Source organism: Mesorhizobium calcicola, from assembly GCF_042682105.1.
In the GTDB taxonomy this organism is placed as follows: Bacteria; Pseudomonadota; Alphaproteobacteria; order Rhizobiales; family Rhizobiaceae; genus Mesorhizobium; species Mesorhizobium calcicola.
Window position 1 is genome coordinate 62,820 of record NZ_JBHUGY010000013.1, and the last position, 16,687, is coordinate 79,506.

Here is a 16,687-nt window from a genome sequence, read left to right on the forward strand (position 1 = left end):
AGGCTCGGGAGAAAAACGATGGTTGTAAGCGCCAACAGGCTTGAACTGCTGCAGATCGCCGATGCGGTCGCGCGTGAAAAGTCGATCGACAAGTCGATCGTCATCGCCGCCATGGCCGATGCGATCCAGAAGGCGGCGCGCTCGCGTTACGGTCAGGAGACCAACATCCGCGCCGACATCAACCCGAACACCGGCGAGATGAAGCTGCAGCGGCTGATGGAAGTGGTCGAGAAGGTCGATGACTACGCCACCCAGATCGCCATTTCCTCGGCGCGCGAGCGCAATCCCGACGCCCAGCTCGGCGACTTCATCGCCGAACAGCTGCCGCCGATGGATTTCGGCCGCATCGCCGCCCAGTCGGCCAAGCAGGTTATCGTGCAGAAGGTGCGTGAGGCCGAGCGCGACCGCCAGTATGACGAATACAAGGACCGCATCGGCGAGATCGTCAACGGCACCGTCAAGCGTGTCGAATACGGCAACGTCATCGTCGATCTCGGCCGCGGCGAGGCGATCATCCGTCGCGACGAACTGATCCCGCGCGAGAACTACAAATATGGCGACCGCGTCCGCGCTTACGTTTACGACGTGCGCCGCGAGCAGCGCGGCCCGCAGATCTTCCTGTCGCGCACCCATCCGCAGTTCATGGCCAAGCTCTTCACCATGGAAGTGCCGGAAATCTACGACGGCATCATCGAGATCAAGTCGGTCGCCCGCGACCCCGGCTCGCGCGCCAAGATCGCCGTCATCTCGCGTGATTCTTCGATCGATCCGGTCGGCGCCTGCGTCGGTATGCGCGGCAGCCGCGTCCAGGCCGTCGTCGGCGAATTGCAGGGCGAGAAGATCGACATCATTCCGTGGTCGCCTTCGGCCGCGTCCTTCATCGTCAACGCGCTGCAGCCGGCGGAAGTCGCCAAGGTCGTGCTCGACGAGGATGCCGAACGCATCGAAGTCGTGGTTCCCGACGACCAGCTGTCGCTGGCCATCGGCCGCCGCGGCCAGAATGTGCGGCTGGCTTCGCAGCTCACCGGCTGGGATATCGACATCCTGACCGAGGCCGAAGAATCCGAACGTCGCCAGAAGGAATTCGTCGAGCGTTCGTCGCTGTTCATGGAAGCCCTCGACGTCGACGAGATGGTCGGCCAGGTGCTGGCCTCCGAAGGCTTCACCAGCGTCGAGGAAGTCGCCTATGTCGATTCCGGCGAGATCGCCTCGATCGACGGTTTCGACGAGGACACCGCTTCGGAAATCCAGACCCGTGCCCGCGAATACCTGGAGAAGATCGAGGCCGAGCATGACGACAAGCGCAAGGCGCTCGGCGTCTCGGACGAACTGCGCGAAATCCCCGGCATCACCACCGCCATGATGGTGACGCTCGGCGAGGACGGCGTGAAGACGATCGAGGATTTCGCTGGCTATGCCGCCGACGACCTGACCGGCTGGAAGGAACGCAAGGACGGCGAGACCAAGGTCTATCCGGGCGTGCTGGCCAATCATGGCGTGACACGCGCCGATGCCGAGCAGATGGTTCTGGCCGCTCGCCTCAAGGCTGGCTGGATCACCGAAGACGAGCTTGCAGCCGAAGAAGAACCGGCTGACGAAGCCGTTGGTGCGTGAGGTGAAACCGCATCGCACCGAACCCGCCCTTGGACGAGATGAACGATCGCACCTGCATCGTCACCCGCAGGCAGGCCGAACCGGATGAATTGATCCGGTTCGTCGTCGGCCCGGATTCGGCCGTCGTTCCCGACATCAAGAGAAATCTGCCCGGCCGTGGTTGCTGGGTGAGCGCCGACCGCCTACATATCGAGAAGGCTGCGGCGAAGAACCTTTTTGCCCGCGCCTTCAAGGCACAGGTGGTCGTGCCGCCCGATCTTGGCGGCATGGTCGACGGGCTGCTCTCCAGATCCGCTCTGGGCATGCTTGGGCTTGCTCGCAAGGCAGGCGCGATTTCTCTTGGAGCCACCAAGGTCGAGAGCGCGGTGCGCGGCGGATTGGCGCTTTTCGTGCTCCATGCGACCGAGGCGTCCAACGACGGCGTGCGCAAGATCAGCCAGGCGCGACGGGCGACAGTCCATCTCGGCGGGCCTGCTATCCTTGCCTACAAACTTTTCTCCGAGGCCGAGTTGAGCTTGGCATTGGGGGGTACAAATGTGATACATGCTGCCGTTCTCGCGGGAGACGCGGGCAGGGCGGTCCAGAAGCGCATGGTTGCGCTCGACCGGTATCGGGGCGGTTCCCCGGACGATCTGGCAATGCTTGCGGCTGTTGCTGACGAAGATGATGCCGCAGAGGATATGGAATGAGCGATACGAAATCGGGTGACGACAATACGCTGAGTGTGACGCCGAAGAAGACCTTGACGCTGAAGCGCCCCGGTATGGAACAGGGCACCGTGCGCCAGAACTTCTCGCACGGCCGCACCAAGCAGGTCGTCGTCGAAACCAAGAAGCGCAAGTTCTCGATGCCCGGCGACAAGCCGGAGCCGGTTGCCGCCCCCGTCTTCACGCCGAAGCCGGCGGTTGTGGCAGCCCCCGTCGTGCAGGAAGCGCCAAAGGCACCGCCACCGCCGCCGCCTCCGGTCGAACGCAGCGGCATGGTGCTGAACGAACTGTCGCGCAGTGAAATGGAAGCGCGCCGCAGGGCGCTTGAAGGCTCCAAGGTGCGCGAGGTCGAGGACCGTCAGCGCGCCGCCGAGGAGGCCAAGCGCCGCGCCGAGGATGAAGAGCGCCGTCGCCGCGAACGCGAGGAATCCGCGCGCCGCCAGGCCGAGGAAGAGGCGCGGTTGCAGACCGAAGCCGAGTCCCGCCGTCGCGCCGAGGAAGAGGCACGCCGCCGCGCGCCGCTGGCCGCCGAACTGGCAACGGTCGACGACGAGGAAGAAGTCAAGCGGAAGCGGATTGGCGCCGGCGCGCCGGTGCGCCGTCCGGTCACGCCTGAAGTGGCGCGTCCGGCCAAGCCGACCAAGGCCGAGGAAGATCGCCGTCGTGGCAAGCTGACGCTGAATTCCGCATTGTCCGATGAGGACGCGCGGGCCCGTTCGCTGTCGTCGATGCGCCGCCGCCAGGAAAAATTCAAGCGCGCGATGCACAATGAGCCGCGCGAGAAAGTCATGCGCGAAGTGATCTTGCCAGAGACCATCACCATCCAGGAGCTTGCGCAACGCATGTCCGAGCGTGCGGTCGACCTGGTCAAGTTCTTCATGAAACAGGGCCAGATCCTGAAGCCGGGCGACGTCATCGACGCCGATACGGCGGAGCTGGTTGCCACCGAATTCGGCCACACGGTCCGCCGCGTCGCCGAGTCCGACATCGAGGAAGGCCTGTTCAACATCGCCGACAATGCCGAGGACCTGGTGACGCGTCCGCCCGTCGTGACGATCATGGGCCATGTCGATCACGGCAAGACCTCGCTGCTCGACGCCATCCGCAATGCCAATGTCGTCTCCGGCGAAGCCGGTGGCATCACCCAGCATATCGGCGCCTACCAGGTCGAGAAGAACGGTCACAAGATCACCTTCATCGACACGCCCGGCCACGCCGCCTTCACGGCAATGCGTGCTCGCGGTGCCCAGGCAACCGACATCGCCATCCTGGTGGTGGCGGCCGACGACAGCGTTATGCCGCAGACGATCGAATCGATCAGCCATGCCAAGGCGGCCGGCGTTCCGATCATCGTGGCGATCAACAAGATCGACAAGCATGATGCCGATCCCCAGAAGGTGCGCTCCGAATTGCTGCGCCACGAGGTCTTCGTCGAATCCATGGGCGGTGAAGTGCTGGACGTCGAAGTGTCGGCGACCAAGGGAACCAATCTCGACAAGCTGCTCGAGGCGATCCTGCTGCAGGCCGAAATCCTCGACCTGAAGGCCAATCCGGACCGTACCGCCGAGGGTGTCGTCATCGAAGCCCAGCTCGACAAGGGCCGTGGCCCCGTCGCCACCGTGCTGGTGCAGACCGGCACGCTGATGCCGGGCGACATCCTTGTTGCCGGCAACGAATGGGGCCGGGTGCGCGCGCTGGTCAACGACCGTGGCGGACAGATCAAGGAAGCTCCGCCTGCGATGCCGGTCGAAGTGCTTGGCCTGCAGGGTACTCCGCAGGCCGGCGACCGCTTCGCCGTGGTCAACAACGAGGCCCGTGCCCGCGAGATCACCGAATACCGCCAGCGTCTGGCGCGCGAGAAGGCGGTTGCCAAGCATGCCGGCCAGCGCGGTTCGCTCGAGCAGATGATGTCGCAGTTGCAGACGAGCGGGCTGAAGGAATTCCCGCTGGTCATCAAGGGCGACGTGCAGGGCTCGATCGAGGCGATCAACGCGGCGCTGGACAAACTCGGCACAGACGAAGTGCGTGCGCGCATCGTCCATGCCGGCGCCGGCGCCATCACCGAAAGCGACGTGTCGCTGGCGGAGACTTCGGGTGCGGCGATCATCGGCTTCAATGTCCGCGCCAACGTCCAGGCACGCGCCGCTGCCGCTGCCGCGGGCATCGAGATCCGCTACTACTCGATCATCTACAATCTCGTGGATGACGTGAAGGCGGCTCTGTCGGGCCTGCTGTCGCCGGAGCGTCGCGAAACCTTCATCGGTAATGCGCAGATCCTCGAAATCTTCGACATCACCAAGGTCGGCAAGATCGCCGGCTGCCGTGTCACCGAAGGCAAGGTCGAGCGTGGTGCGGGCGTGCGCCTGATCCGCGACAACGTCGTCATCCACGAAGGCACGCTGAAGACCCTGAAGCGCTTCAAGGACGAAGTTTCGGAAGTTCCAGGCGGCCAGGAATGCGGCATGGCCTTCCAGAACTACGAGGACATGCGTGTCGGTGACATCATCGAGTGCTTCCGCGTCGAGATGGTGACCCGGACGCTCTGAGTTCGAGTGACTTGTCCATATCGGGCGGTGGTCGAAAGACCGCCGCCCCAAGTCTGTTGGACAGGTCTGTTGAGAACGACCCATATGAGACATGCGGCACGGTCCCATCCCGCGCCTCACGCTTTCAGGATTGAGAAAAATGCCCCGTCCAACCACATCCAGCCCATCCCAGCGCATGCTGCGCGTCGCCGAACAGGTCCGCCATGCGCTGTCCGAAACCCTGCAGCGCGGTGAGATCATCGACCCGCTGATCGAGAATACCGTGGTTTCGGTCTCCGAAGTGCGCATGTCGCCCGACCTGAAGGTCGCCACCGCTTTCGTCTCGCCACTCGGTGCCAAGGATACCGATGCGGTGGTCGAGGCGCTGAACAAGCATGCGAAATTCGTCCGCGGCCGCGTTTCCGGCGCGCTCCGGCAAATGAAGTTCATGCCGGAGTTCCGCTTCAAGCTCGACACCTCCTTCGACAATTTCGCCAGGATCAACGATCTGTTGAAATCGCCTGAAGTGGCGCGCGATCTGGGCCCAGAGGACCAAAACAAAGTCGACCAGGACAAAGACGATAACAAGGACACCGAATAGTGGCGCGTCGCGGCAAGAAGAAGGGCCGGCCGATCTCGGGCTGGCTGGTCCTGGACAAGCCCGTCGGCATGGGTTCGACCGAAGCTGTCTCCAAGATCAAATGGCTGTTCCAGGCAGAAAAAGCTGGCCATGCCGGGACGCTCGACCCGCTCGCCTCCGGCATGCTGCCGATCGCGCTCGGCGAAGCCACCAAGACCGTGCCTTACGTGCAGGACGGCGCCAAGATCTATCGCTTCACCGTTGCCTGGGGGCAGGAGCGTTCCACTGATGACCTCGAAGGTCCGGTGACGAAGAGCGCCGATCTGCGTCCGTCGGAAGCCGAGGTGCTGGCGCTGCTGCCGAAATACACCGGCGTCATCATGCAGACGCCGCCGCAATTCTCCGCCATCAAGATATCAGGCGAGCGCGCTTATGACCTGGCACGCGACGGCGCGACGGTCGACATACCCGCGCGCGAGGTCGAGATCGGCCGGCTCGATATTATCGAGCACGACGCCGACCATACGGTTTTTGAGGTCGAATGCGGCAAGGGCACCTATGTGCGCTCGCTGGCCCGCGACATGGGCCGCGACCTCGGCTGTTTCGGCCATATTTCCGAACTGCGCCGGGTCGAGGTCGAGCCGTTCACGCCGGACGATTTCGTCACCATCGCCGAATTGGAAGCCGCCCGTTTCGGCGCGCAAGATGAAGACAACTCGGACTCGACGGACGTCGCTGATACGACAGAAGCCGCTGACGCGGTGGACGTGCCAATCGACTTCGGCGCCATCGATGCGCTTCTGGTGGACACGGCGGCGGCCCTCGACTGCCTGCCGCAGATCGCCATCAGCGACGATGCGGCGACGAAGATCCGCCTCGGCAATCCGGTCATCATCCGCGGCCGCGACGCACCGGTGGAAGCCGAGGAAGCCTGCGCCACGGCGCGCGGCAAGCTGGTCGCCATCGGCGCCATCGAGCAAGGCATGTTCAAGCCCAAGCGGGTCTTTGCCGGGTGATGCCCCTCATCTAATGTCGCTCGGACGTTGAATCGGGGGGTCAAATGGCTAAGGCTGAGGCGGTGAAGAAGCGGGAGCCGGTGAAAACGCGGCGGCCACCGGTCGGCGCGTCGCCCGGTACGCTGATTGCCGACCCGTCGGCTCGCCGGTCCGAACTCAGGCTGACGCTGATTTCGCCGCAGAAATTCAAGACCATCGAGAATGCCAGCATCGACGACCTCAACACCCATTGCGACAAATGGCCGGTCATCTGGCTCGATTGCACCGGCCTCGCCAACATTCCGCTGATCGAGGAGATCGGCCGCATTTTCAGCCTGCATCCGCTGGCGCTGGAGGACGTCGTCAACACCGGCCAGCGGCCGAAGGTCGATTTCTTCGAGGACCATGCCTTCGTCGTCGTCAGGATGATCGACGACGTCACGTCGCACCGCTATGAGCAGATCGCCGTCTTCTTCGGCAGGAACTTCGTCGTCACCTTCCAGGAGCGTGAAGGCGATCCGTTCAATCCGGTGCGCAAGCGTATCGAGAGCTCGGCGCCCAACCGGCTGCGCGCGCGCGGCGCCGACTACCTCGCCTACGCGCTGATCGACGCCATCGTCGACAGTTATTTCCCGCCGATCGAGGCCGCCGGCGACATGGTCGACGGCATCGAGGACGAGATGTTGCATTCGACGCACAAGCAGCAGATGCGGCAGCTGCATGAATTGCGGCGCGACGCCAATGTGCTGAAGGGCGTGCTGTGGCCGATGCGCGATGCGCTGGCAACGCTGATCCGCAACGACGTGCCCTACGTGAAGGCCGAAACCAAGATCTTCCTCAACGACACGCTCGACCATTCGCTCAGGCTGATCGAACTGGTCGAGACCCAGCGCGACATGCTGACCGGCCTGATCGAAATGCATCTGTCGCTGAGCCAGGCCCGCACCAACGACGTCATCAGCTACCTCACCATCGTCTCGGTCATCTTCATGCCCCTTACCTTCCTGGTCGGTGTGTGGGGCATGAATTTCGATCCGGAGTCTTCGCCCTGGAACATGCCGGAGCTGAAAGCCTATTACGGCTATCCGGAAGCGTTGCTGTTCATGGCGCTTGTCGCATTTGGGCTGATTGGCTTCTTCAAATGGAAGAAATGGCTTTAACAGGGATAAAACCTGCCATTTCGACCTGAAAAGCCGGCTTGTGAATTGGGCTGGTGTTTTCCGGGGAATTGCACTATACGCGCCGCAGCATAGCGCTGAGACGCTTTGCTTGCACCGGCCCCTGCTGGACGACATCCCGGCTGAGGGCGACCCGTTTCCTCAAACAGATAAGGAAAAACACGATGTCGATTACTGCCGAGCGCAAACAGGAATTGATGGGTGAATTCGCAACCGCCAAGGGCGATACCGGGTCTCCGGAAGTCCAGGTGGCCATCCTTTCCGAGCGCATCAAGAACCTGACCGACCATTTCAAGGACCACAAGAAGGATAACCATTCCCGCCGTGGTCTGCTCGCTCTCGTCTCCCAGCGCCGCAGCCTGCTTGATTATCTCAAGCGCAAGGACGACGCGCGCTACCAGACGCTGATCGAGAAGCTCGGTCTGCGCCGTTGACGAATTGACCGGCGGGCTTTCTTCGGAAGGCCCGCCGGTCGCGCATTCTGCCAGTCGTATCGACTGGCCAGACCCGGTTTCGAGCGTGCAGAGGGCCACTCGAAACCACCCATGGACGGTCATGGGGCAGGATTGCAGGACGCTCGCGCGCTCGCCGCGCTGAAATCACCCGAGCTTCCCGTTGTCTTGCCCGTGGCTGCCCGAGAAAGGAAGCCAGGAAAAGGGCATCCGCGCACCGTGAAACGGCGCGGCCCTTTCCGCTTATTAAGGACAAGATATGTTCAATCACCACAAAGTGGAAATCGAATGGGGCGGTCGTCCGCTCATCCTCGAAACCGGCAAGATCGCGCGCCAGGCTGACGGCGCCGTGCTCGCGACCTACGGCGAGACCAAGGTTCTCGCTACCGTCGTTTCGATGAAGGAGCCGAAGCCCGGCCTCGATTTCTTCCCGCTGACCGTCAACTACCAGGAAAAGACCTACGCCGCCGGCAAGATCCCGGGTGGCTATTTCAAGCGTGAAGGCCGTCCGAGCGAGAAGGAAACGCTGGTTTCCCGCCTCATCGACCGCCCGATCCGCCCGCTTTTCGCCGAAGGCTACAAGAACGACACGCAGATCGTCGTCACCGTCGTCCAGCACGATCTCGAGAACGATCCGGACATCCTGTCGATCGTCGCTACCTCGGCCGCTTTGACCCTGTCGGGCGTGCCCTTCATGGGCCCGATCGGCGGCGCCCGCGTCGGCTACATCAACGGCGAATACGTTCTCAACCCGCATGTCGATGAGATGCAGGAATCCAAGCTCGACCTGGTCGTTGCCGGCACCACCGACGCCGTGCTGATGGTCGAATCGGAAGCCAAGGAACTCGACGAAGAGCTGATGCTCGGCGCCGTCATGTTCGGTCACAAGGGCTTCCAGCCGGTCATCGACGCCATCATCAAGCTGGCCGAAGTTGCCGCCAAGGAGCCGCGCGACTTCACCGCGCCGGACAATTCCGCGCTCGAAGCCGAGATGCTAAAGATCGTCGAAGGCGAGCTTCGCGATGCCTACAAGAACACCGACAAGCAGAAGCGCTACGCCGCCGTCGACGCCGTCAAGGCGAAGGTCAAGGCCGCGTTTGCTCCGGCTGAAGGCGAAGACGCCAAGTACACGTCCGAGCAGATCGGCGCCGTGTTCAAGGAACTCCAGGCCAAGGTCGTGCGCTGGAACATCCTCGACACCGGCTCGCGCATCGATGGTCGCGACCTCAAGACGGTCCGCAAGATCGTCTCGGAAGTCGGCGTCCTGCCGCGCACCCATGGTTCGGCGCTGTTCACCCGCGGCGAGACCCAGGCGCTGGTCGTTGCCACGCTCGGCACCGGCGAGGACGAGCAGTATGTCGATTCGCTGACCGGCATGTACAAGGAGAAGTTCCTCCTTCACTACAACTTCCCTCCCTACTCCGTCGGTGAGACCGGCCGCATGGGTTCGCCGGGCCGCCGCGAAATCGGCCATGGCAAGCTCGCCTGGCGCGCTATCCGCCCGATGCTGCCGAGCGCTGACCAGTTCCCCTACACGCTGCGCGTCGTCTCGGAGATCACCGAGTCCAACGGTTCGTCGTCGATGGCGACCGTCTGCGGCACCTCGCTGGCGCTGATGGATGCTGGCGTGCCGCTGGCCAAGCCCGTCGCCGGTATCGCCATGGGCCTGATCAAGGAAGGCGAGCGCTTCGCCGTGCTCTCCGACATCCTTGGCGACGAGGATCACCTCGGCGACATGGACTTCAAGGTCGCAGGCACTGCCAACGGCATCACCTCGCTGCAGATGGACATCAAGATCGATGGCATCACCGAGGAGATCATGCAGATCGCGCTCGGCCAGGCCAAGGACGGCCGCCTGCATATCCTCGGCGAGATGTCGAATGCGCTCTCCGGCGCGCGTTCGGAGCTCGGTGAGTTCGCACCGCGCATCGAGGTCATGCACATCCCGACCGACAAGATCCGTGACGTCATCGGCTCGGGCGGCAAGGTCATCCGCGAGATCGTCGAAAAGACCGGCGCCAAGATCAACATCGAGGACGACGGCACGGTCAAGATCGCTTCGTCCAACGCCAAGGAGATCGAGGCGGCGAAGAAGTGGATCCACACCATCGTCGCCGAGCCGGAAGTCGGCGAGATCTACGAAGGCACGGTCGTCAAGACCGCCGACTTCGGCGCTTTCGTCAACTTCTTCGGCCCGCGTGACGGCCTCGTCCACATCTCGCAGCTTGCCAACGACCGGGTCGCCAAGACCTCGGACGTCGTCAAGGAAGGCGACAAGGTCTGGGTCAAGCTGATGGGCTTCGACGAGCGCGGCAAGGTCCGCCTGTCGATGAAGGTCGTCGACCAGACCACCGGCAAGGAACTCGCCCGCGACAAGAAGACCGAAGGCGAAGAAAACGCCGCCTGATCGGCCTGGGATTGTAAATCGAAGCGGGCGCGGCGTATGTCGCGCCCGTTTTCATTTTCAGCCCGGTTTTCATTTCTAGTCTGTGACCACAGGCCTCGTTTCGAGATCGAACAATGTCCGCCGAGCCGCTGAAGACGCTTTTTCATCCCTTTGAGGCCGAGGCCGTTCCTTTGCCTGGAAAGGGCGATCGAGCCCTGTTTCTCGGCGCCGAACCGGGCTTCAGGTTGCCAGAAGGCTTCGAGGCCGCGCTTCACCTCGTACAAGGCTTCCGGCCGCATTTTCGAGTACTGCAGGCGTCTGGCTTCACCGTCACCGCACAAGCGGAGGGCGACGGCTTTGACATGGCACTCGTGCTTGCCGGTCGGCACCGCGGCCTGAACGAATTGCGCCTCGCCGAGGCGCTCGAGCGGGTGGCACCGGGCGGATTGGTCGTCGTTGCCGGCGGCAAGGACGATGGTATCGCCAGCCTGCGCAGGCGCGTTGACGAACTTGTGCCGCTTGAGGCGCATCTGCCGAAATATCACGGCATCGCCTTCTGGGTTCGCCGGCCTGCCGATCTGGCCGCTGCGCAAAACCTGCGCGCCGCCAATCCCGCTCTGCTGGTTGAAGGCCGGTTCCGCACCGCGCCCGGCATGTTCTCCTTCGACCGGATCGACACCGGTTCGAAATTGCTGGTCGAGAACCTGCCCAATGATCTGCGGGGCAGCGTTGCCGATTTCTGCGCCGGCTGGGGCTATGTGGCCGCCGAGATCGCCGCCCGTTCACCGGGCCTGTCGGCGCTCGATCTCTACGAGGCCGAATTCGACGCACTGGAAGCGGCGAGGGGCAATATCGGCACTGTCACGGCCGAGCCGCGCTTCTTCTGGATCGACCTGCTGAAGGAACCGGTCGAGAAGCGCTACGACGCGATCGCCATGAACCCGCCCTTTCATCGCAGCCGCGCGGCCGAGCCGGAGATCGGCGCCGGCATGATCCGCGCGGCAGCCAAGGCCCTTAAGCCCGGCGGGCGGCTGCTCATGGTCGCCAATCGTCAGCTTCCCTACGAGCCGGTGCTGTCGGCGGCCTTCTCGAGCCATGCCGAACTCGCCCGCGACGGCATGTTCAAGGTGCTTGTCGCGCGCCGCTAGTCTGAAGCATGATCCCGAAAAGTGGGAACCGGTTTGCGCAAGTGAGCAGATGCGGCGCCGCCTTCAATGCAGATTGGCGACGCGCCGCGTCTCGTCGGTGGCATGCGTGTCGCCAACCCTGAACTTGAGTGGCGCCGGCCTGCCGAACAGGTAGCCCTGCACCACTTCGCAGCCCGCTGCCCTAAGCAGCGTCGCCTGGCTTTCGGTCTCGACGCCTTCGGCGATGATGCTGACCCCGAGCGCGCGCGAAAGCCCGACGATGGTCGAGACGACCGCGCCGGAGCTGGAGTCCGTATCGAGCCGGCTGACGAAGGACCGGTCGATCTTCAATTTGCCGAACGAGAAGTCGATCAGGTAGCTCAGATTGGAATAGCCGGTGCCGAAATCGTCGACGGCAACCGAGATGCCCAACTCTGCAAGCTGCTTCAGGATTGTTGCGGCGCGGTCGCGGTCCTGCATCATCGCCGTCTCGGTCACTTCCAGTTCCAGCCGCGACGGCTTGATGCCGGTGCTCGTCATGGTGTCGCGCACGATACCGACGAAGTCCTTGGTCATGAACTGCACGGGCGAGATATTGACCGCGACGAAGCAGTCGTCGGGCAGATGACGCGCGTCGCTGCAAGCCTTGCGCAGCACCCATTCGCCGATCGGACCGATCATGCCGGTTTCCTCGGCGATCGGAATGAACTCCATCGGCGGGATCATGCCGCGTTCGGGATGCCGCCAGCGGATCAGCGCTTCATAGCCGACGATGCGGCCGGTCGGGAGATCGAGCTGCGGCTGGTAGTGAAGGTCGAAGTCGCCGCGCTCGAAGGCAATGTGCAGCTCGGACTCGACCCACTGGCGATGGTCGGCGACCCTGCCCATTTCGGCGTGGAAGACCGACCAGTTGCCGACGCCGCTGGCGCGCGCATTCTGCAGCGCCAGATTGGAGCGGCGCAGGATGAGGACGGGATCGAAACCGTCCTTGGGCATCGCCACGATGCCCACCGACAGGCTGACCGATTGCAGGTGCGTGCTGAGCTCATAGGGCTCCATCATCTCGTCGATGAGCCTCTCGATGGCGCTTTCCAGCGACCCTGACACCTGATTGTCGGGGAGCAGAACCGCGAATTCACCGGCGCCGATGCGTCCGATCACCGCGCGTTGCGGCACGCATGTCTTCAATCGCTTGGTGAAGGCACGGATCAATTCGTCGCCCTGGCTGTAGCCGATGGCATCGTTGATCTGCTTGAACCGATCGATGTCGATGTCGATGAGGAATACCGGCTCGCCGGTCCGGCTTGTCGCGCATGCCGCCTCGGCAATCTTGCCGACCATCGCCGGACGCGCCAGCAGTCCGGTCAGCTTGTCGAACTGGGTTTCCGTGAAGACGAAATCCACCGATTCATCCACGCCGGCGAAGAAGGACATCGCGGCTACCGACGCCGCCAGTGCGCAAAGCGCGGCCATCATCGCGACCATCATGTCGGCCGGTATGCCGGCAAAACCATCGCCGAGACCGTGCTTCAGACCCCAGAGGCCGAGAACGAAACTGCCAATGCCCGAGCTTGCTATGGTGAGCAGCCGGAACACCGGTGTTCGCTTCGGGTTGCTGACGGCGGGCATTGCAAGGTCCCCAGAGTACGGGCCCTTCTAGCGGAAATCTCCTTAAAATGAGTTTCCGCGAATGCGTCCAATTTTATTGGACCGGAAGTATTTCTTGTGCGGATTAAAAGCGCGTCGGGTTGAAACAGATTCGGTCGATGCACTTTAAGCTTTCGTTTTATGCATGTCGTCGTCCCAAAACCGACGAGCGATTTTGGGCGACAGACATTAGTCTCGCCCGCCATCGGTCTGCTTCAATTCATCAAGCGTCGGCATGGAAACAATGTGATAGCCGGAATCGACATAATGGATTTCGCCGGTAACGCCCGAAGACAGATCGGACAACAGATAAAGCGCGGAACCGCCAACCTCGTCGATGGTCACGGTGCGGCGCAGCGGCGAGTTGCGCTGCTGATAGGAGAACATATGGCGCGCGTCGGAAATGCCGGCGCCGGCGAGCGTACGCACCGGTCCAGCCGATATGCCGTTCACCCGGATGCCGCGCGGACCGTAGTCGTTGGCGAGGTAACGCACGCTGGCCTCCAGCCCGGCCTTGGCGACGCCCATGACATTGTAGTTCGGCATGACGCGGACCGAACCCGCGTAGGTCAGCGTGATCATCGATCCGCCGTCCTGCATCAAGGCGGCCGCGTGGCGGGCGATCTCGGTGAAGGAATAGCAGGAAATCACCATGGTGCGGACGAAATTGTCCCGGCTGGTGTCGGCGTAGAGGCCCTTCAGCTCGTTCTTGTCGGAAAAGCCGATGGCGTGGACGACGAAATCAAGCCCGCCCCAGGCATTGCCCAGCGTCTCGAACGTGGCGGCGACCGAAGCGCTGTCCTCGACGTCGCATGGCACGACCAGCGAAGCGCCGAGCTTGTCGGCGAGCGGCTTGACCCGGCGCCCGAAGGCATCGCCCTGATAGGTGAAGGCAAGCTCCGCCCCATGTTCGGACAATTTCCGGGCGATGCCCCAGGCGATCGAATGGTCGTTGGCGACACCCATGACAAGCCCGCGCTTGCCCTTCATCAATCCGTCCATGACTGGCAGTCCTTATGCGGAATAGCGCTGGAAAATGAGCGTTGCGTTGGTGCCACCGAAGCCGAACGAATTTGACAAAACAGTGTCGATCTTGGCGTTGTCGATGCGCTTTCGCACGATCGGCATGCCCTCGAATTCGGGATCGAGGGCCTCGATATGGGCGCTTTCGCCGATGAAGCCGCCCTGCATCATCAGGATCGAGTAGATGGATTCCTGCACGCCGGCCGCGCCCAGCGAATGGCCGGTCAGCGATTTCGTCGACGTGATGTACGGCATCTTTTCGCCGAACACCTCGCGGATCGCGCCCATTTCCTTGGAATCTCCCACCGGCGTCGACGTCCCGTGGGTGTTGATGTAGTCGACCGGTGTGGAAACCGTCGCCAGCGCCTGGCGCATGCAGCGAACCGCGCCTTCGCCGGATGGCGCCACCATATCGAAGCCGTCCGAGGTCGCGCCGTAGCCGACGATCTCGGCGTAGATCTTGGCGCCGCGCGCCTTGGCATGCTCCAGTTCTTCCAGCACCAGCACACCGGCGCCGCCGGCGATGACAAAGCCATCGCGATCGGCGTCATAGGCGCGCGAGGCGGCGGATGCCCGGTCGTTGAATTTCGACGACATGGCGCCCATGGCGTCGAACAGGTCCGACATCGTCCAGTCGAGGTCTTCGTGGCCGCCGGCAAAGACCATGTCCTGCTTGCCCCACTGGATCAGTTCGTAGCCATTGCCGATGCAATGCGCCGAGGTCGAGCAGGCCGACGAGATCGAGTAGTTGACGCCGTGGATCTTGAACCAGGTGGCAAGCGTTGCCGATGCCGTCGACGACATCGCCTTCGGCACCGCGAACGGACCGATGCGCTTGGGACTGCCGTTCTTCAGCGTGACCTCGGCCGCTTCGACGATGGTGCGGGTGGATGGTCCGCCCGACCCCATGACGATGCCGGTGCGCTCATTGGTGATGTCGTTCTCGCCGAGGCCCGCATCCGCGATCGCCTGATCCATGGCGACGTGGTTCCAGGCGGCGCCTTTCGACAGGAAGCGCATCGCACGGCGGTCGATCATGGCGGATGGATCGAGCGTCGGCGCTCCCCAGACCTGGCAGCGGAAGCCATGTTCGGCGAAGGAATCGGAGAAGCTGATGCCGGATCTGGCGTCATGCAGCGAGGCCTGCACCTCGTTGGCATTGTTGCCGATCGACGACACGATGCCGAGGCCTGTGACTACGACACGTCTCATTCGCAACTCCTTCCAGGGGGACCGGCCGGGATGCCGGTCAGCCGACCGCCGACTGCTTGGACAGACCGACCTTCAAATCCGTTGCCGCGTATATGGGCTCGCCATCCGCCTTCAGCCAGCCATCGGCGATGCCGAGCACCAGCCGGCCACGCATCACGCGCTTGAAGTCGATCCCATACTCGACCTTCTTCACCGAGGGCGTCACCATGCCCTTGAATTTTACCTCACCGGTCGACAGCGCCATTCCCTTGCCGGGTTCGCCGAGCCAGCCGAGAAAGAAGCCCGTCAATTGCCACATGGCGTCGAGGCCGAGGCATCCCGGCATGATCGGATTGCCGATGAAATGGCAGGCAAAGAACCACAGGTCCGGCTTGATGTCGAATTCCGCGCGGATGAAGCCCTTGTCGAAGGCGCCGCCCGTCTCGTTGATCTCGGTGATGCGGTCGAACATCAGCATGGGCGGATAGGGAAGCTGGGCATTGCCCGGTCCGAACAGTTCGCCGCGGGCGCAGGCCAGCAATTCGTCGTAGTCGTAGCTGGATTTCGAACCCGCCATCAATTTCGTCCCCATATCGTTCCGGGCTATCGGGCGCCCTTGTCGTTGGTTTCCTAACACAATCTGTTTCAGGCCGGAAACCGGCGTTTGCGCTTAACCTGCTCGCCTGCCTGGGTCAATGCGCGCTATTGATCGCATTCGGGCGACAGAATATATGTCAGCACAGGTCCGGTTTCGGCAGACGTTCATTTTTTTGCCATTCTGGGCGTGTCTTGGGGCGGAACTGTGGGGTTCGACGAGAAGATGGACCTGGGCGGTCGGAAGGAAAATGTCGCTGTGGACAAGCGGGTCCGTGAAGCCGGCCTGAGGCCGACGCGTCAGCGCATTGCGCTGGCCGACCTGCTTTTCGCCAAGGGCGACCGTCATCTGTCGGCCGAGGAACTGCACGAGGAGGCGGTCGCGGCCGGCGTGCCGGTGTCGCTGGCCACCGTCTACAATGCCCTTCACCAGTTCACCCAGGCTGGCCTGTTGCGCATCCTCGCCGTCGAGGGCGCGAAGACCTATTTCGACACCAACACCTCCGACCATCACCATTTCTACATCGAAGGCGAAAACCGCATATTCGACATTGATAGCGGTCCGGTGACGGTTGCCAACCTGCCGGAGCCGCCGGAGGGGATGGAGATCGCCAATGTCGACATCGTGGTGAGGCTGCGCCCCAAACGCCAGGAATGACCCGCGAGGG

The 16,687-nt window shown here is 62.9% G+C and carries 14 protein-coding genes; 10 read left to right on the plus strand and 4 right to left on the minus strand.

The features are described 5' to 3' along the window. Positions 1-18: 18 nt before the first annotated feature. From nusA to ACFSQT_RS06350, 9 genes are all read left to right on the plus strand, one after another. Positions 19-1,614: a transcription termination factor NusA gene (gene nusA / locus ACFSQT_RS06310; RefSeq protein ID WP_379017554.1), complete on the plus strand. Its 1,596-nt coding sequence runs from the start codon at positions 19-21 to the stop codon at positions 1,612-1,614. Between the two features lie 38 nt (positions 1,615-1,652). Further along, positions 1,653-2,303 (plus strand): RNA-binding protein, encoded by a 651-nt coding sequence (locus ACFSQT_RS06315; protein ID WP_379017556.1) that lies wholly within the window; start codon positions 1,653-1,655, stop codon positions 2,301-2,303. Beyond that, on the plus strand, positions 2,300-4,867 hold the full coding sequence (gene infB / locus ACFSQT_RS06320) for a translation initiation factor IF-2 (RefSeq protein ID WP_379017558.1): 2,568 nt from the start codon (positions 2,300-2,302) through the stop codon (positions 4,865-4,867). Before ACFSQT_RS06315 ends, infB begins: the two co-directional genes overlap by 4 nt. 139 nt (positions 4,868-5,006) lie before the next feature. After that, positions 5,007-5,447 (plus strand): 30S ribosome-binding factor RbfA, encoded by a 441-nt coding sequence (gene rbfA, locus ACFSQT_RS06325; protein WP_379017560.1) that lies wholly within the window; start codon positions 5,007-5,009, stop codon positions 5,445-5,447. After that, positions 5,447-6,442 carry a tRNA pseudouridine(55) synthase TruB gene (gene truB / locus ACFSQT_RS06330; RefSeq protein WP_379017562.1) on the plus strand — a complete coding sequence of 332 codons (996 nt, stop codon included), beginning with the start codon at positions 5,447-5,449 and terminating at the stop codon, positions 6,440-6,442. The genes rbfA and truB overlap by 1 nt, the downstream gene beginning before the upstream one ends. Positions 6,443-6,486: 44 nt before the next feature. After that, complete coding sequence (corA, locus tag ACFSQT_RS06335) at positions 6,487-7,581, plus strand: magnesium/cobalt transporter CorA (RefSeq protein ID WP_379017564.1); 1,095 nt, start codon at positions 6,487-6,489, stop codon at positions 7,579-7,581. Between the two features lie 89 nt (positions 7,582-7,670). Next, entirely contained in the window at positions 7,671-8,033 is a 363-nt protein-coding gene (rpsO, locus tag ACFSQT_RS06340; RefSeq protein ID WP_379017668.1) for a 30S ribosomal protein S15, read from the plus strand. Positions 8,034-8,310: 277 nt separating this feature from the next. Then, entirely contained in the window at positions 8,311-10,458 is a 2,148-nt protein-coding gene (gene pnp, locus ACFSQT_RS06345; RefSeq protein WP_379017566.1) for a polyribonucleotide nucleotidyltransferase, read from the plus strand. A 113-nt stretch (positions 10,459-10,571) separates the two neighbouring features. Then, positions 10,572-11,585: a class I SAM-dependent methyltransferase gene (locus ACFSQT_RS06350; RefSeq protein WP_379017568.1), complete on the plus strand. Its 1,014-nt coding sequence runs from the start codon at positions 10,572-10,574 to the stop codon at positions 11,583-11,585. Positions 11,586-11,648: 63 nt separating this feature from the next. Here the strand turns inward: ACFSQT_RS06350 and ACFSQT_RS06355 are convergent, their stop codons facing one another. The 4 genes from ACFSQT_RS06355 to fabA form a co-directional block, all read right to left on the minus strand. Next, the gene (locus ACFSQT_RS06355) at positions 11,649-13,193 is read right to left on the minus strand and encodes a putative bifunctional diguanylate cyclase/phosphodiesterase (protein WP_379017569.1); all 1,545 of its coding nucleotides are present in this window, start codon (positions 13,191-13,193) and stop codon (positions 11,649-11,651) included. A 207-nt stretch (positions 13,194-13,400) separates the two neighbouring features. After that, on the minus strand, positions 13,401-14,213 hold the full coding sequence (fabI, locus tag ACFSQT_RS06360; RefSeq protein WP_379017571.1) for an enoyl-ACP reductase FabI: 813 nt from the start codon (positions 14,211-14,213) through the stop codon (positions 13,401-13,403). Between the two features lie 12 nt (positions 14,214-14,225). Beyond that, positions 14,226-15,446 carry a beta-ketoacyl-ACP synthase I gene (gene fabB, locus ACFSQT_RS06365; protein WP_379017573.1) on the minus strand — a complete coding sequence of 407 codons (1,221 nt, stop codon included), beginning with the start codon at positions 15,444-15,446 and terminating at the stop codon, positions 14,226-14,228. 37 nt (positions 15,447-15,483) lie between these two features. Beyond that, positions 15,484-16,002, minus strand: a complete 519-nt coding sequence (gene fabA, locus ACFSQT_RS06370) for a 3-hydroxyacyl-[acyl-carrier-protein] dehydratase FabA (RefSeq protein ID WP_379017575.1) — start codon at positions 16,000-16,002, stop codon at positions 15,484-15,486. A gap of 243 nt (positions 16,003-16,245) precedes the next feature. Between fabA and irrA the strand changes: the two genes are divergently transcribed. Next, positions 16,246-16,677 (plus strand): iron response transcriptional regulator IrrA, encoded by a 432-nt coding sequence (gene irrA, locus ACFSQT_RS06375; RefSeq protein WP_379017576.1) that lies wholly within the window; start codon positions 16,246-16,248, stop codon positions 16,675-16,677. The last annotated feature ends 10 nt before the right edge of the window (positions 16,678-16,687 follow it).

Excerpts from the sequence above, each read along its gene's own strand:
- nusA (WP_379017554.1), top strand. The coding sequence starts at position 19 with ATGGTTGTAAGCGCCAACAGGCTTGAACTGCTGCAGATCGCCGATGCG.
- ACFSQT_RS06315 (WP_379017556.1), top strand. The coding sequence starts at position 1,653 with ATGAACGATCGCACCTGCATCGTCACCCGCAGGCAGGCCGAACCGGAT.
- infB (WP_379017558.1), top strand. The coding sequence starts at position 2,300 with ATGAGCGATACGAAATCGGGTGACGACAATACGCTGAGTGTGACGCCG.
- rbfA (WP_379017560.1), top strand. The coding sequence starts at position 5,007 with ATGCCCCGTCCAACCACATCCAGCCCATCCCAGCGCATGCTGCGCGTC.
- corA (WP_379017564.1), top strand. The coding sequence starts at position 6,487 with ATGGCTAAGGCTGAGGCGGTGAAGAAGCGGGAGCCGGTGAAAACGCGG.
- pnp (WP_379017566.1), top strand. The coding sequence starts at position 8,311 with ATGTTCAATCACCACAAAGTGGAAATCGAATGGGGCGGTCGTCCGCTC.
- ACFSQT_RS06350 (WP_379017568.1), top strand. The coding sequence starts at position 10,572 with ATGTCCGCCGAGCCGCTGAAGACGCTTTTTCATCCCTTTGAGGCCGAG.
- ACFSQT_RS06355 (WP_379017569.1), bottom strand. The coding sequence starts at position 13,193 with ATGCCCGCCGTCAGCAACCCGAAGCGAACACCGGTGTTCCGGCTGCTC.
- fabI (WP_379017571.1), bottom strand. The coding sequence starts at position 14,213 with ATGGACGGATTGATGAAGGGCAAGCGCGGGCTTGTCATGGGTGTCGCC.
- fabB (WP_379017573.1), bottom strand. The coding sequence starts at position 15,446 with ATGAGACGTGTCGTAGTCACAGGCCTCGGCATCGTGTCGTCGATCGGC.
- fabA (WP_379017575.1), bottom strand. The coding sequence starts at position 16,002 with ATGGCGGGTTCGAAATCCAGCTACGACTACGACGAATTGCTGGCCTGC.
- irrA (WP_379017576.1), top strand. The coding sequence starts at position 16,246 with ATGGACCTGGGCGGTCGGAAGGAAAATGTCGCTGTGGACAAGCGGGTC.